Origin of the sequence: Serratia sp. Ag1 (genome assembly GCF_000743355.1) — a bacterium.
GTDB lineage: Bacteria > Pseudomonadota > Gammaproteobacteria > Enterobacterales > Enterobacteriaceae > Chania.
Genome location: NZ_JQEI01000026.1, coordinates 21,758 through 35,981 on the forward strand (window position 1 = coordinate 21,758; position 14,224 = coordinate 35,981).

A 14,224-nucleotide genomic window follows, 5' to 3' on the forward strand; every position below is an offset into this window, starting at 1 on the left:
GAAGCACAATGGAAAAGACAAACAGTCATCTCGATACCGCCTACGACCCGACACAGATCGAACAGAAGCTGTACGATCACTGGGAAAGCCAGGGTTATTTCAAACCGAATGGCGATACCAGCCAGGAAAGCTTCTGCATCATGATCCCGCCGCCGAACGTCACCGGCAGCCTGCACATGGGCCACGCGTTCCAGCAGACCATCATGGATACCATGATCCGCTACCAGCGCATGCAGGGCAAAAACACCCTGTGGCAGGCAGGTACCGACCATGCCGGGATCGCCACCCAGATGGTGGTTGAGCGCAAGATCGCCGCAGAAGAAGGCAAAACCCGCCACGATTATGGTCGCGATGCATTCATCGAGAAAATCTGGCAGTGGAAGGCAGAATCTGGCGGCACCATTACCCGCCAGATGCGCCGCCTCGGTAACTCGGTTGATTGGGAGCGCGAGCGCTTCACCATGGACGATGGTCTGTCCAACGCGGTGAAAGAAGTGTTTGTCCGCCTGTATAAAGAAGATCTGATCTACCGTGGCAAGCGCCTGGTGAACTGGGATCCGAAGCTGCGCACCGCCATCTCCGATCTGGAAGTGGAAAACCGCGAATCCAAAGGTTCCATGTGGCACCTGCGTTACCCGCTGGCTGACGGCGCAACCACCGCTGAAGGCAAGGATTACCTGGTGGTGGCTACCACGCGCCCGGAAACCGTGCTGGGTGATACCGGTGTCGCGGTCAACCCGGAAGATCCGCGTTATAAGGATCTGATTGGTAAAGAGATCATCCTGCCACTGGTTAACCGCCGTATCCGCATCGTGGGTGATGAGCATGCCGATATGGAAAAGGGCACCGGTTGTGTGAAGATCACCCCGGCGCACGATTTCAACGACTACGAAGTGGGTAAGCGCCACGGTTTGCCGATGATCAACATCCTGACTTTCGACGGTGATATCCGTCAGGAAGCCGAAGTGTTCGATACCTTGGGCGAAACCAGCACCGCCTACAGCAGCGAGCTGCCAGCCCAGTTCCGTGGCCTGGAGCGTTTTGCCGCGCGTAAAGCCGTGGTAGCAGCTTTTGACGAGCTTGGCCTGTTGGACGAAATCAAACCGCACGATCTGACCGTGCCTTACGGCGACCGTGGTGGTGTGGTGATCGAGCCAATGCTCACCGATCAATGGTACGTGCGCACCGCGCCGCTGGCGAAAGTGGCGGTAGAAGCGGTTGAGCAGGGCGAAATCCAGTTCGTGCCGAAGCAGTACGAAAACATGTACTTCAGTTGGATGCGCGACATTCAGGACTGGTGTATTTCGCGCCAACTGTGGTGGGGCCACCGTATCCCGGCCTGGTACGACGCTAACGGCAACGTGTACGTGGGCCGTAGCGAAGAAGAAGTGCGTCGCGAAAACAACCTGAGTGCCGACATCGCACTTAATCAGGATGAAGACGTGCTGGATACCTGGTTCTCTTCCGGCCTGTGGACCTTCTCCACGCTGGGTTGGCCAGAGCAGACCGCAGCGCTGAAAACTTTCCACCCGACCAGCGTGATGGTCAGCGGTTTCGACATCATCTTCTTCTGGATTGCCCGCATGATCATGCTGACCATGCACTTCATCAAAGATGAAGACGGCAAGCCGCAGGTGCCGTTCAAAACCGTGTACATGACCGGTCTGATCCGCGACGACGAAGGGCAGAAGATGTCCAAGTCGAAAGGCAACGTGATCGATCCACTGGATATGGTAGACGGCATCTCGCTGGAAGATCTGCTGGAAAAACGCACCGGCAACATGATGCAGCCGCAGTTGGCAGAGAAGATCCGCAAACGTACCGAGAAGCAGTTCCCGAACGGTATTGAGCCGCACGGCACCGACGCCCTGCGCTTTACTCTGGCAGCGTTGGCTTCGACTGGTCGTGATATCAACTGGGACATGAAGCGCCTGGAAGGTTACCGTAACTTCTGTAACAAGCTGTGGAACGCCAGCCGCTTTGTGCTGATGAACACCGAAGCACATGATTGTGGCTTCAACGGCGGTGAGATGCAGCTTTCGCTGGCCGATCGCTGGATCCTGGCCGAATTCAACCGCACGGTGAAAGCCTATCGTGAAGCGCTGGACACCTATCGCTTTGATATTGCGGCAGGCATTCTGTATGAATTCACCTGGAACCAGTTCTGTGACTGGTATCTGGAACTGACCAAGCCAGTGGTCAGCAACGGCAGCGAAGCGGAGCAGCGCGGCACGCGCCATACGCTGATCACCGTGCTGGAAGTGCTGCTGCGTTTGGCGCACCCGATCATTCCATTTATCACCGAAACCATTTGGCAGCGCGTGAAGCCTCTGACCGGCGAAACCGCAGATACCATCATGCTGCAGCCATTCCCGGCCTATGATGCTGCGCTGGAAGACCAACAGGCGCTGAACGATCTGGAGTGGATCAAGCAGGCAATCACTGCGGTGCGTAACATCCGTGCCGAGATGAACATTGCGCCAAGCAAAATGCTGGAAGTGTTGCTGCGCAACGCTAACGGCGATGCTGCGCGTCGCGTGCAGGAAAACCAGAGCTTTATCGAGAGGCTGGCACGTTTGGAATCCATCAGCCTGTTGCCTGCTGGCGATAAAGGCCCGGTATCGGTCACCAAACTGGTGGAAGGCGCGGAGTTGCTGATCCCGATGGCGGGCTTTATTGACAAAGACGCCGAGATCGCACGCCTGACCAAAGAGATGGGCAAACTGGACGCCGAGATCGCCTCTATCGAAGGCAAGCTGTCTAACGAAGGCTTTGTGGCCCGTGCGCCGGAGGCGGTGGTCGTGAAAGAGCGCGAGCGTCTGGCTGCCTGCCAGGAAGGCAAACTGAAGCTGCAGGAACAACAGGCGACCATCGCCGCGCTGTAACTGCCGCTGGGGTGGCCAGGTAGCCGAGTAAAAACAGCGGGTGATTTCCCCGCTGTTTTTTTATCTCGATTGCCAACAGTTGGCCTGAGATGGTATTAAAAAGCACCAAGTGCGGATCATGCCGCAATAACAATGATCTTGATGGCGAGTGTAAACATGACAACAGCAACCCCAGTGTGTCTTCTGGTGCGCCCAATAACGGCGGATGACAACGCCGCTATTGCTCACGTCATTCGCGAAGTCTCTGCCGAACATGGCCTGACGGCGGATAAGGGTTATACCGTTTCCGATCCCAATCTGGACACGTTATACCAAACCTATAGCCAGCCACTCAGCGCGTATTGGGTGGTAGAGATTGATGGCCGGGTTGCGGGCGGTGGTGGCATTGCACCGCTGCAGGGCGGCGAAGCTGACGTTTGCGAATTACAGAAAATGTATTTCCTGCCAGAGTTACGTGGTCAAGGTCTGGCAAAACGCCTGGCGTTACAGGCGCTGGAGTTTGCCCGTGAACAAGGGTTTCGCCGTTGTTATTTAGAAACCACGGCGACTCTGCAACAGGCGATCGGCCTGTATGAGCACCTTGGCTTTGAGCATATCAATCACGCCATGGGCTGTACTGGTCACGGCGACTGCGAAGTCACCATGCTCAAAACGCTTTAACCTTCACCGCTTTCCTACAGGGCCCATTTTGGGCCCTGAGGTTGATGACAAAGTGGCTTTTTAATCCGAGATACCCGGGTCTAGCGCACCGAGGGGCGCTCCGGCGGCTTACGCCGCTACGACCCCTTCGGCACGCTCCCCCTAATAACAGGCTTTATCAACAGTCTGAGGGCCCATTTTGGGCCCTGCATCATCATGGCACCGAGAAGCTAACGGGTTGCCTGCCTGTGATATCAACCGCAAGTTAATCCGCATCGTCCTTAAGGACGATAGTCAGTGTTTTCCTTTCCTTCCTATAGTGATATTGCCGCCTTTGGTGGCCACAACACCAGTTAACCACTGCGGGTCAAACACTATAAAGAGGAAGCAACCATGAACCTGTCGTCACGGCTTCATGCCCAGCTTGAACGGGGTAAGGTCGGGTTCCCCACCACGCTAGCCAGTTCGGTTGGGGTGATTATGGCCAGCCCGGTGATCCTGACCGTGACCAGCGGTTTTGGCATCGGTGGCGATACCTTCGCGCTGGCGATGTTGATCGCCTTTATCATGATGCAAGCGCAACTGACTACCTTCTCCGAAGCGGCGGCGATTATGCCGACCACCGGTTCGGTATATGACTATATTTCCTGCGGGATGGGGCGGTTTTTTGCTATTACCGGCACCCTGTCGGCCTATCTGATCGTGCATATCTTTGCTGGCACCGCTGAAACCATTCTCTCCGGCATCATGGCGCTGGTGAACTTTGAGCATCTCAATACCCTGGTGGAAAGCCACAATGCGTCTTGGACGATCGGCATCGGCCTGGTGATCATCTTTGGTCTGCTGAATGCATTGGGTATTGAGGCCTTCGGCAAAGCGGAAGTGGTACTGACGTTCTGCATGTGGACCACGCTGATGATCTTCTCGATCGCCGGGCTGCTGTTACCCCATGCGGTGCCGCTGGAGGGCTGGTTCGGCAGTACGCTCGACGTGGGCGATCCGCTGGCGGTATTCAGCCTGGTGGGCATGGCGATGTTCATGTTTGTCGGCTGCGAACTGGTGACGCCGATGGCACCGGAGATTAAACGCTCACACCGCGTTATTCCGCGCGCCATGTCGTTGGGGCTGTGCGGTGTGGCGACCTGTATGGCGTTGTACGGTGCCGCACTGAGCCATCAGGTGGAGAACGTGGTGCTTGATGCTGCCAATAACGTCCATCTGCTGGATACACCGATGGCCATCCCGGCATTTGCTGGCCGGGTAATGGGGGACTTTGGCAAATACTGGCTCGGCGTCGGGTTGCTGCTGGCCGGTGCCGCCACCATCAACACCCTGATGGCAGCGGTGCCACGCATCATGTACGGCATGGTGCTGGACGGTGCGCTGCCGCGCATTTTTGCTTACCTGCATCCACGGTTTAAAACCCCGGTGGTTGCGATTGCCGCTGCAGTGTTGATCCCTTGTGTGCATGCCATCGCCATTCAGGGCAATCTCGATCGCATCATTCCGATGGTGCTGGCCGCAGTGTGTGCCTGGGGCGTGGCCTATCTGCTGGTCACCTGTTCGGTGGTGATCCTGCGTATCCGCCGCCCGGATTTGCCGCGTGCCTATAAATCCCCTTGGTTCCCGCTGCCGCAGATTGTTTCCAGCATCGGTATCGTGCTGGCGATCTGCTACATCACACCGCCGGGTATGAACCCGCGTGATGTCTATATTCCGTTCGGTATCATGATTGGCCTGACGGCTGCTTATGCGCTGTTCTGGACTTTGTGCGTGCAGAGAGTGAACCCGTTTAAACCGGTGCCGGTTGAAGAAGTGCTGGAACGTGCCTTTGCCAGAGCGGAAAATGAGGAGGTGGCGTTTGATCGGCTTACTTCCCTCACTTAATCGCGTTTGGCGGCGCGATCCTCCCGGCTATCAACCGGGGGCCACTCTGAACCGTCTGGCCCATAATCTGCAGCCCTATGCCTGCGAGCGGCTGGCGGGCAGCCAACTGCGGCTGACACTGCCGCAGGGGCCGACCATTGATATCTACGAGCAGGTGCAATCGCTGTTTCTGGCGCATATCGTCACCCACCGTTTTCGCCTGCAGGGCCGCACCCGCTTGGCAGAACCGTTGGTGCTGAAGGTGATTACCGGCGGTTGGTTACGCCGCAATGGCGTGATTTATCGCACCAAAGCTCACCATCAGGGTGCTCAGCGGCTGCTTGCTTTGTTGCACCAATATCCACAAATCGCAGCCACCTTGGAGCAGCTCGATTTCCGCCGCGTCACGTTCACCGTGCAACAGGGGCTCTGGCAGTTGGAGATTGAACATTTTGCCGCTTCCGAAGTGGTCAGCCGCTTGCCCGCCAGCCGCCGCTATTTGCGGTTGGAGGCCGAACAGCGGCGTTTGCTGCTGAGCTGCTTCCTGATGTTCAGCCAGTTGATGGAGAAATGCGATGAGTAGAGTGGTGGTGATTACCGGCGGTGGCACCGGCATTGGTGCCGCCTGCGCGCGGTTGCTGGCACAGCAGGGCGACCGGGTGTTTATCATTGGCCGCCGCCATGCGCCGCTGAACGCGCTGGCGGATGAGATCGGTGCGCAGGCCGTGGTGGGCGACGCCGCCAGCGGCGAAAGCTGGCAGCAGACGATCTTACCGGCAATTTTAACCCAGGCCGGGCGTATCGACTGCCTGATCGGTTGCGCTGGTGGTATGGGGTTGGGGCGTATTACCGAAATGAGCGACAGCCAGTGGCAGCAGGCATTGGACAGCAATCTTAACAGCGCCTTTGCCAGTGCGCGCGCTTGTTTGCCGGAACTGGTGAAGCGCGGTGGCAATTTGTTGTTTGTCGCCTCGATCGCTTCATTGGCCGCCGGGCCAGAGGTTTGTGGCTACGTGACGGCTAAACATGCGTTGATCGGCCTGATGCGTTCTATCGCCCGCGATTACGGCCCGCAGGGCGTGCGTGCCAATGCGGTATGCCCAGGTTGGGTGACCACACCAATGGCTGATGAAGAGATGCAGCCGCTGATGGCGGCACACAACGTAACGCTGGAACAGGCTTACCAGCTGGTCTGCCGCGATGTACCGCTGCGCCGCCCGGCCAGCGCTGAAGAAATTGCGCAGGTGTGCCGGTTCCTCTGTTCGCCGCAGGCATCGATTATTACCGGCGCGACGCTGGTGGCCGATGGCGGTGCGACGATTGTCGATGTCCCTACCCTAGCTTTTACCTCTTTGTAAGGAGCAACAGATGAGTTCAGAAGCGGTATTTATTCAGGTTGGCGCACTGGCGGAAGGCTTTGCCCCGCACAGCCATACGCTGGAACAGCAGGATTTGGCCGGTGTTGAGCTGGTTTTCCATTTCTCCGCAGGGGAAACGGTGAACTGCTCTTTCAATGACGACCAAACCCTGCAGTGGGCGGAGCAGCGCGTTGATTATCGTGCTACCAGTATCCGCTCGGGGATCCTGTTTATCGATTTTCTCGAACCGCAGCGTGCCAACGGCAGCATCACGTTGGTGTGCGATCGCCAGCAGGGCAATTTCACCGCAGTGTATGGCCAATTACCTGATGAAACGCAGGTGCGGTTAGACGCTTTCACCCGGGTTGAACAGGGGTTGCCATTGACGGCGGTGGAGGTGGAACTGCGTTTTGGCCGTTTGGATCGCAGTACCGCGCCGTTGCCGCAGTTGACTAACGAACTGATCGGCATGCGTAATCTGTATACCTACAGCCCGACCGAACGTTACGAACATATCTATCTGAATGACAATTTCTACGCCTGGCAGTGTTTAGATGGCGTGGAAAAAGGGCTGGCGGATGTTGATCGCTGCCATTATGTGAAAGTAGCTGAAAAGCTCTACCTGTTCGTCTGGCGCGAAAAGATCGTGCCGACGCTCGGCGTGGTGATGATCGATCTGCAAAGCATGCGCACCGATGGCAAGATCCTTGGCTATCAGGGCAGTGATTTCAACGCGTTGAGCAACTTTGCCGTGGGCGCTCATGCGCAGATCCTGAATATCACTCAGCACCCGTAACCCGATCGATAACGAGTTGCAGCGCCGTTGGCTGCAGCTCTAGTTACTGCTCGTCGGAATCAATCGCTGTGTCGTCTGGTTGTTTATCACCTAACTGAGTCAATTCCCCCAGCAACCCCATCAGTTGCTCCATCTTCTGGCGCGAAAACGCCGCTTCAATTTCCTGATACCCCTGTTCCACCTGATGGCGTGCCAATTCATACAGCTCTTGGCCCTGCTGGGTCAGCGAGACGTACAGCTTGCGCTGATCGTTGACTGGCTTAAGGCGGAAGATCAGTTTGTCCCGCTCCATGCGTGACAGAATACCGGTCAGGCTGGGGCGCAGGATACAGGTTGCTGCGGCCAGTTCGTGGAACTCAATCGAACGGTTATTGGCCAACACGCGAATGATACGCCATTGCTGTTCCGTCAGATTATGGCTTTTCAGGATCGGTCGGAAGAACCCCATAGCGGTTTCACGCGCCTGCAACAGGGCGATGGTGAGCGATTCATGCATGTATATGGCCTTTACTTTCAAAACGTTCAGTCTGTTGAAGAGGGGTTTTGTTAACAACTTAATAGTAGCCAACTTTGCAGCACGGGAGGAAGTAAAAGTACCCGCCGTAATGAAATAAAACCCTGTAAAAAGTTAACGGATTGAATAATAGCAGCAATGTTTTTATTTTGTGAATATTTCGTTATCGCGATCACAAATTAAATTAACCGCATTGCGTAAAAGCTGAACAGCGTATAAAAGTAATTATTAACATATTAATGAATAGTGACTGCGCTGTTTTTGCCATCGAAGGAGTTTCTATGAAAGGCACCGTATTCTCCGTTGCACTAAATCACCGTAGCCAGCTTGATGCCTGGGATCAGGCGTTTCGCGCGGCCCCGTATCAAACTCCGCCAAAGACGCCGGTATGGTTTATCAAACCGCGTAATACCCATCTCATCAATGGCGGCAGCATTCCGTTTCCTGCCGGTGAAACCGTGCAAAGTGGCGCGACGCTGGCGGTCGTGATCGGCAGCACCGCCCGTAAAGTACCGGTTGCGAAGGTGGCTGATTATATCGCCGGTTACGCGCTGGCGAACGACGTTAGCCTGCCGGAAACCAGTTTTTACCGCCCGGCGATCAAAGCCAAATGCCGCGACGGTTTCTGCCCGCTCGGCGAAGTGGTGCCATTGAGCCATGTCGAGCAATTGCAGATCGTCACCGAAATCAACGGGGTAGAACAGGATCGCTGGTCAACCGCCGATCTGGTGCGTTCGGTGCCGGAACTGATCGCCGCCATCAGCGACTTCATTACTCTGCAACCGGGCGACGCGGTGTTGGTGGGTACGCCGCACCAGCGGGTGGAAATCAAACCGGGCGATCAAGTCACGGTGCGTGCCGTAGGCTCACCTTTACCAACCCTGACTAACCGCGTGATGCAGGTAGGAGAATAATCATGAAACACGCTCGTATCCGCCACCAGGGCCAGATTGTTAACGTCACCGTTGATGACCATTTGCAGATTACGCTGCCAGACGGCAGCACGCTTGATGAATACGACGTTGAATGGCTGCCGCCCGCGCAGGGCACGGTGTTTGCCCTCGGCCTGAATTACGCCGATCACGCCAGTGAGCTGGAGTTTAAAGCGCCGGAAGAACCGCTGGTATTCCTCAAAGGGCCAAACACGCTGACCGGTCACCGCCAGGTATCGGTACGCCCGGCGGGCGTTGATTACATGCACTACGAAGCCGAGCTGGTGGCGGTGATCGGCAAAACCGCGCGCAACGTCAGCCGCGAGCAGGCCATGGAATATGTGGCCGGTTACACCCTGTGTAACGACTACGCGATCCGCGACTATCTGGAAAACTACTACCGGCCCAATCTGCGGGTAAAGAGCCGCGATACGTTGACGCCGATCGGCCCGTACATCGTCGATCGTGACGATGTTAACGATCCACACAACCTGACGCTCAGCACCTACGTCAACGGTGAACTGCGCCAGCGCGGTACCACCGCTGACATGATCTTTGATATTCCATTCCTGATTGCTTACCTGAGCGAATTCATGACGTTGCACCCGGGCGATATGATCGCCACCGGCACGCCAAAAGGCTTGGCTGATGTGCAACCAGGTGACGAAGTGGTGGTGGAGATCGAAGGCATTGGCCGTTTGGTCAACCACATTATCAGTGAAAAAGAGTACGAGGAGAGCCTGAGATGAAAACCATCAACCATTGGATCAACGGTAAAAACGTCGCCAGTAAAGAATATTTTACCACCACCAACCCGGCCAACGGTGAAGTGCTGGCGGAAGTGGCTTCCGGCGGCCAGTTGGAAATCGATCAGGCGGTGGCTGCGGCTAAAGAGGCTTTCCCGAAATGGGCCAATACGCCGATGAAAGAGCGTGCACGCCTGATGCGCCGCCTGGGTGAACTGATCGACCAGAACGTACCGCAGATTGCCGAGATGGAAACCGCCGATACCGGTTTGCCGATCCATCAGACCAAAAATGTCTTGATCCCGCGCGCTTCACACAACTTTGAGTTCTTTGCCGAAATCTGCCAGCAGATGAATGGCCGCACCTACCCGGTGGACGACAAAATGCTCAACTACACGCTGATCCAGCCGGTAGGCGTGTGTGCGCTGGTGTCGCCGTGGAACGTGCCGTTTATGACCGCGACCTGGAAGACCGCGCCTTGTCTGGCATTGGGCAACACCGCAGTGCTGAAAATGTCCGAATTGTCGCCGCTGACCGCCGACCGTCTGGGGGAACTGGCGTTAGAGGCCGGGATCCCTGCCGGGGTGCTGAATGTGGTGCAGGGCTACGGTGCGACCGCAGGGGACGCGCTGGTGCGCCATAAAGACGTGCGGGCGGTGTCATTCACCGGTGGTACCTCGACGGGTCGCCGCATTATTGAAAGCGCCGGGCTGAAGAAGTTCTCGATGGAACTGGGCGGCAAATCGCCGGTGCTGATCTTTGAAGATGCCGACATTGAGCGTGCGTTGGACGCTGCGCTGTTCACCATTTTCTCCATTAACGGTGAACGCTGCACCGCCGGTTCGCGCATTTTTATTCAGCAGAGCATCTACCCGGAATTCGTCAAACGCTTTGCCGAGCGTACCAACCGCTTGCGCGTTGGCGATCCGCAAGATCCCACTACTCAGGTGGGGGCGCTGATCAGCCCGCAGCACTGGGACAAAGTTTCTGGCTATATCCGCCTGGGCATTGAAGAGGGGGCAACCCTGTTGGCGGGCGGCCCGGACAAACCGGCGGGCCTGAGCCACGGCAACTTCCTGCGCCCGACGGTGCTGGCGGATGTCGACAACCGTATGCGCGTCGCGCAGGAGGAGATTTTCGGGCCAGTGGCCTGCCTCCTGCCGTTCAGATCAGAAGAAGACGGCCTGCGCATGGCCAACGATGTGGAGTATGGCCTGGCATCGTACATCTGGACGCAGGATGTGAGCAAGGTACTGCGTCTGGCCCGCAACATTGAGGCGGGGATGGTGTTCGTCAACACCCAGAACGTCCGCGATTTGCGTCAGCCGTTTGGCGGGGTGAAAGCCTCTGGCACCGGGCGCGAAGGGGGCGAGTACAGCTTCGAGGTGTTTGCCGAAATGAAAAACGTCTGTATCTCCATGGGGGATCACCCGATCCCACGCTGGGGCGTGTAACTCGTTCCGCGCCCTTTAGTTTAACCAAGGATTTATATACCTAATAGATTTCGAATTGCAGCCGACCACGCTGCAATTTGAAAGATGAAGGGTATGGAGGATATATGGGTAAGTTAGCATTAGCTGCAAAGATCACACACGTTCCCTCGATGTATCTGTCTGAGCTGCCGGGTAAGCACCACGGCTGTCGCCAGGCGGCCATCGACGGCCATAAAGAGATCGGTGCACGCTGCCGTGAACTGGGCGTCGACACCATTATCGTATTCGACACCCATTGGCTGGTGAACAGCGCCTACCACATCAACTGCACCTCACATTTCAAAGGGATATATACCAGCAACGAACTGCCACACTTCATCCGCGACATGGCCTATGAATATGACGGCAACCCGGAACTGGGCCATCTGATCGCTGATGAAGCCTGCAAGCTCGGGGTGCGCGCCAAGGCACATGAGATCCCAAGCCTGGAACTGGAATACGGCACGCTGGTGCCGATGCGTTACATGAATAGCGACCGACACTTCAAGGTGGTGTCGATTTCTGCCTTCTGTACCGTGCATGATTTTGCCGACAGCCGCCGCATGGGCGAAGCGATCAGAACCGCGATCGAGAAGTACGACGGCACCGTGGCGGTACTGGCCAGCGGCTCGCTGTCACACCGTTTTATCGACGATCAGCGTGCCGAGCAGGGCATGAACAGCTACACCCGTGAGTTTGACCATCAAATGGATGAGCGCGTGGTGAAGCTGTGGGCGGAAGGGCGCTTCCCCGAGTTCTGCGAAATGCTGCCGGAGTATGCCAACTACTGCTACGGCGAAGGCAACATGCACGACACCGTGATGCTGCTCGGCCTGTTGGGCTGGGATCAGTACCACGGCCAGGTGGAGTTTGTCACCCCACTGTTTGCCAGCTCCGGTACCGGGCAGGTGAATGCTGTGTTCCCTCTCCCTGCTGAAGCCTGAGGTGCCTGAATGCCCCACTTTTATGCTGAATGTACTGACAATATCCGCCAAGAGGCGGATTTGCCCGCGCTGTTTGCCAAGGTGCATCACGCGCTGGCAGAAACCGGTATTTTCCCGCTGGCGGGCATCCGCAGTCGCGCCATCTGGCTGGATACCTGGCAGATGGCCGATGGCAAGCAGAACTACGCCTTCGTGCATATGACGCTGAAAATCGGCCATGGCCGCAGCCTGGAAAGCCGCCAACAGGTGGCAGAAATGCTGTTTATCCTGATCAAGGATCATTTTGCTGCGTTGATGGCCAACCGTTATCTGGCGCTCTCGTTCACCCTGGAAGAGCTGGATCCGGTGCTGAATTACAAGCAGAACAACGTCCACGCGCTGTTTAGTAAAAACTGAATAAGAGGAAGGGCCATCCATGCTGGATAAAGACGTACTGAGCCGAGCCGTGCAGCGCCTGCATCAGGCGGAACAGAACCGGGAACAGATCCGTGCGCTGTCGCTCGATCACCCGGAGATCACCATCGAAGATGCCTATGCCATCCAGCGCCAATGGGTTGAGCTGAAGATTGCCGAAGGGCGCACCTTGAAAGGCCACAAGATCGGCCTGACGTCGCGCGCGATGCAGATGAGTTCGCAGATCACCGAGCCAGATTATGGTGCGCTGCTGGACGATATGTTCTTCAACGACGGCAGCGATATTCCTTTCGATCGCTTTATTGTGCCGCGTGTGGAAGTGGAACTGGCATTTGTGCTGGCGAAACCGCTGCGCGGGCCGAACTGCACGCTGTTTGATGTGTACAACGCCACCGACTACGTGATCCCGGCGCTGGAGATCATCGATGCGCGCAGCCACAACGTCGATCCGCAAACCCAGCGGCCACGCAAGGTATTCGACACCATCTCAGACAATGCTGCCAACGCGGGCGTGGTAATGGGCGGGCGGCCAATCAAGCCGGACGCGCTGGATCTGCGCTGGATCGCGGCGTTGCTGTATCGCAATGGGGTGATTGAAGAGTCTGGCGTGGCGGCGGCGGTGCTGAATCACCCGGCCAACGGCGTGGCATGGTTAGCGAATAAGCTGTTCCCGCATGACGTAGAGCTGGAAGCCGGGCAGATCATCCTCGGGGGATCGTTTACCCGGCCAGTGCCTGCACGGCGTGGCGATACCTTCCATGCAGACTATGGCCCGATGGGTTGCATCAGTTGCCGCTTTGTCTGATCGCCCCCCTCTCCCTGAGAGGAGAGGGGGAAATACCTGATGGAGAACACCATGTTAACTAACCAATTTAAACAGGCCTTGCAGGAAAAACGCCCGCAGATTGGCCTGTGGCTGGGGCTATGCAGCAGCTATAGCGCCGAACTGCTGGCGGGATCCGGGTTTGACTGGCTGCTGATCGACGGCGAGCACGCACCAAACAATGTGCAGACGGTGCTGGGCCAATTACAGGCGATAGCGCCCTATCCCAGCCACCCGGTGGTACGCCCGGCCTGGAACGACGCGGTGTTGATCAAACAACTGCTGGATGTCGGCGCGCAGACCTTGTTGATCCCGATGATCCAGAACGCCGAGCAGGCGCAGGCCGCAGTGCGTGCTACCCGCTATCCGCCACAGGGTATTCGTGGCGTGGGCAGTGCGCTGGCACGGGCTTCTCGCTGGAACCGGGTGCCCAACTATCTGCAACAGGCCGACAGCCAGATGTGCGTGCTGGTGCAGATCGAAACCCGCGAAGCGGTGAGCCATCTGGACGCCATTTTACAGGTGGAAGGCGTAGACGGGGTGTTTATCGGCCCGGCGGATCTGAGTGCGGATATGGGCTTTGCGGGCAACCCGCAGCACCCGGAAGTGCAACGCACCATTGATGACGCCATCGCACGCATCAGCGCTGCTGGCAAAGCCCCCGGCATCCTGACGGCGCAGTTGGAACTGGCGCAGCATTATCTGGAGTCCGGTGCGCTGTTTGTCGCCGTTGGGGTGGATACCACTCTGCTGGCGCGGGCGGCTGAATCCTTGGCAGGCCAATTCAAGCGGGGCAAACCGGCTATGCAGCCCCCGGGCGTTTACTAATCGGAGT

14 protein-coding genes are annotated in these 14,224 nt (G+C 57.1%); 13 read left to right on the forward strand and 1 reads right to left on the reverse strand.

What is annotated here, in order from left to right; all coding sequences use genetic code 11:
- Positions 1-8 precede the first annotated feature (8 nt).
- The 6 genes from IV04_RS16240 (at position 9) to IV04_RS16265 (ending at position 7,544) form a co-directional block, all read left to right on the forward strand.
- Positions 9-2,885 carry a valine--tRNA ligase gene (locus IV04_RS16240; protein ID WP_037398685.1) on the forward strand — a complete coding sequence of 959 codons (2,877 nt, stop codon included), beginning with the start codon at positions 9-11 and terminating at the stop codon, positions 2,883-2,885.
- Between the two features lie 156 nt (positions 2,886-3,041).
- The gene (locus tag IV04_RS16245) at positions 3,042-3,545 is read left to right on the forward strand and encodes a GNAT family N-acetyltransferase (RefSeq protein WP_037398684.1); all 504 of its coding nucleotides are present in this window, start codon (positions 3,042-3,044) and stop codon (positions 3,543-3,545) included.
- Positions 3,546-3,917: 372 nt separating this feature from the next.
- Entirely contained in the window at positions 3,918-5,411 is a 1,494-nt protein-coding gene (locus IV04_RS16250) for an APC family permease (RefSeq protein ID WP_037398681.1), read from the forward strand.
- Complete coding sequence (locus IV04_RS16255; protein WP_037398679.1) at positions 5,386-5,973, forward strand: DUF3156 family protein; 588 nt, start codon at positions 5,386-5,388, stop codon at positions 5,971-5,973. The genes IV04_RS16250 and IV04_RS16255 overlap by 26 nt, the downstream gene beginning before the upstream one ends.
- On the forward strand, positions 5,966-6,748 hold the full coding sequence (locus IV04_RS16260) for an SDR family NAD(P)-dependent oxidoreductase (RefSeq protein ID WP_037398677.1): 783 nt from the start codon (positions 5,966-5,968) through the stop codon (positions 6,746-6,748). Before IV04_RS16255 ends, IV04_RS16260 begins: the two co-directional genes overlap by 8 nt.
- A 10-nt stretch (positions 6,749-6,758) precedes the next feature.
- On the forward strand, positions 6,759-7,544 hold the full coding sequence (locus tag IV04_RS16265; protein ID WP_037398675.1) for a MoaF C-terminal domain-containing protein: 786 nt from the start codon (positions 6,759-6,761) through the stop codon (positions 7,542-7,544).
- Between the two features lie 43 nt (positions 7,545-7,587).
- Here IV04_RS16265 and hpaR read toward each other — a convergent pair whose 3' ends face one another.
- Entirely contained in the window at positions 7,588-8,040 is a 453-nt protein-coding gene (hpaR, locus tag IV04_RS16270; protein ID WP_037398673.1) for a homoprotocatechuate degradation operon regulator HpaR, read from the reverse strand.
- Positions 8,041-8,339: 299 nt separating this feature from the next.
- On the opposite strand from hpaR, the gene IV04_RS16275 reads away from it, so the two are divergent.
- The 7 genes from IV04_RS16275 (at position 8,340) to hpaI (ending at position 14,217) form a co-directional block, all read left to right on the forward strand.
- Positions 8,340-8,972: a fumarylacetoacetate hydrolase family protein gene (locus tag IV04_RS16275; RefSeq protein WP_037398671.1), complete on the forward strand. Its 633-nt coding sequence runs from the start codon at positions 8,340-8,342 to the stop codon at positions 8,970-8,972.
- Between the two features lie 2 nt (positions 8,973-8,974).
- On the forward strand, positions 8,975-9,739 hold the full coding sequence (locus IV04_RS16280; RefSeq protein ID WP_037398669.1) for a fumarylacetoacetate hydrolase family protein: 765 nt from the start codon (positions 8,975-8,977) through the stop codon (positions 9,737-9,739).
- Positions 9,736-11,190: a 5-carboxymethyl-2-hydroxymuconate semialdehyde dehydrogenase gene (hpaE, locus tag IV04_RS16285; RefSeq protein WP_037398667.1), complete on the forward strand. Its 1,455-nt coding sequence runs from the start codon at positions 9,736-9,738 to the stop codon at positions 11,188-11,190. The genes IV04_RS16280 and hpaE overlap by 4 nt, the downstream gene beginning before the upstream one ends.
- Before the next feature lie 104 nt (positions 11,191-11,294).
- Entirely contained in the window at positions 11,295-12,152 is an 858-nt protein-coding gene (hpaD, locus tag IV04_RS16290) for a 3,4-dihydroxyphenylacetate 2,3-dioxygenase (RefSeq protein ID WP_037398666.1), read from the forward strand.
- A 9-nt stretch (positions 12,153-12,161) separates the two neighbouring features.
- Positions 12,162-12,548, forward strand: a complete 387-nt coding sequence (locus IV04_RS16295) for a 5-carboxymethyl-2-hydroxymuconate Delta-isomerase (protein ID WP_037398664.1) — start codon at positions 12,162-12,164, stop codon at positions 12,546-12,548.
- A 19-nt stretch (positions 12,549-12,567) separates the two neighbouring features.
- Positions 12,568-13,371 (forward strand): 2-oxo-hept-4-ene-1,7-dioate hydratase, encoded by an 804-nt coding sequence (gene hpaH, locus IV04_RS16300; protein WP_037398662.1) that lies wholly within the window; start codon positions 12,568-12,570, stop codon positions 13,369-13,371.
- Positions 13,372-13,422: 51 nt separating this feature from the next.
- Positions 13,423-14,217 (forward strand): 4-hydroxy-2-oxoheptanedioate aldolase, encoded by a 795-nt coding sequence (gene hpaI / locus IV04_RS16305; RefSeq protein WP_037398660.1) that lies wholly within the window; start codon positions 13,423-13,425, stop codon positions 14,215-14,217.
- Positions 14,218-14,224: the final 7 nt, after the last annotated feature.

Coding starts and splice junctions, on each gene's coding strand:
- IV04_RS16295 (WP_037398664.1), top strand. CDS start 12,162: ATGCCCCACTTTTATGCTGAATGTACTGACAATATCCGCCAAGAGGCG.
- hpaR (WP_037398673.1), bottom strand. CDS start 8,040: ATGCATGAATCGCTCACCATCGCCCTGTTGCAGGCGCGTGAAACCGCT.
- IV04_RS16260 (WP_037398677.1), top strand. CDS start 5,966: ATGAGTAGAGTGGTGGTGATTACCGGCGGTGGCACCGGCATTGGTGCC.
- hpaI (WP_037398660.1), top strand. CDS start 13,423: ATGTTAACTAACCAATTTAAACAGGCCTTGCAGGAAAAACGCCCGCAG.
- IV04_RS16250 (WP_037398681.1), top strand. CDS start 3,918: ATGAACCTGTCGTCACGGCTTCATGCCCAGCTTGAACGGGGTAAGGTC.
- hpaD (WP_037398666.1), top strand. CDS start 11,295: ATGGGTAAGTTAGCATTAGCTGCAAAGATCACACACGTTCCCTCGATG.
- IV04_RS16275 (WP_037398671.1), top strand. CDS start 8,340: ATGAAAGGCACCGTATTCTCCGTTGCACTAAATCACCGTAGCCAGCTT.
- IV04_RS16240 (WP_037398685.1), top strand. CDS start 9: ATGGAAAAGACAAACAGTCATCTCGATACCGCCTACGACCCGACACAG.
- IV04_RS16280 (WP_037398669.1), top strand. CDS start 8,975: ATGAAACACGCTCGTATCCGCCACCAGGGCCAGATTGTTAACGTCACC.
- hpaE (WP_037398667.1), top strand. CDS start 9,736: ATGAAAACCATCAACCATTGGATCAACGGTAAAAACGTCGCCAGTAAA.
- IV04_RS16265 (WP_037398675.1), top strand. CDS start 6,759: ATGAGTTCAGAAGCGGTATTTATTCAGGTTGGCGCACTGGCGGAAGGC.
- IV04_RS16245 (WP_037398684.1), top strand. CDS start 3,042: ATGACAACAGCAACCCCAGTGTGTCTTCTGGTGCGCCCAATAACGGCG.
- hpaH (WP_037398662.1), top strand. CDS start 12,568: ATGCTGGATAAAGACGTACTGAGCCGAGCCGTGCAGCGCCTGCATCAG.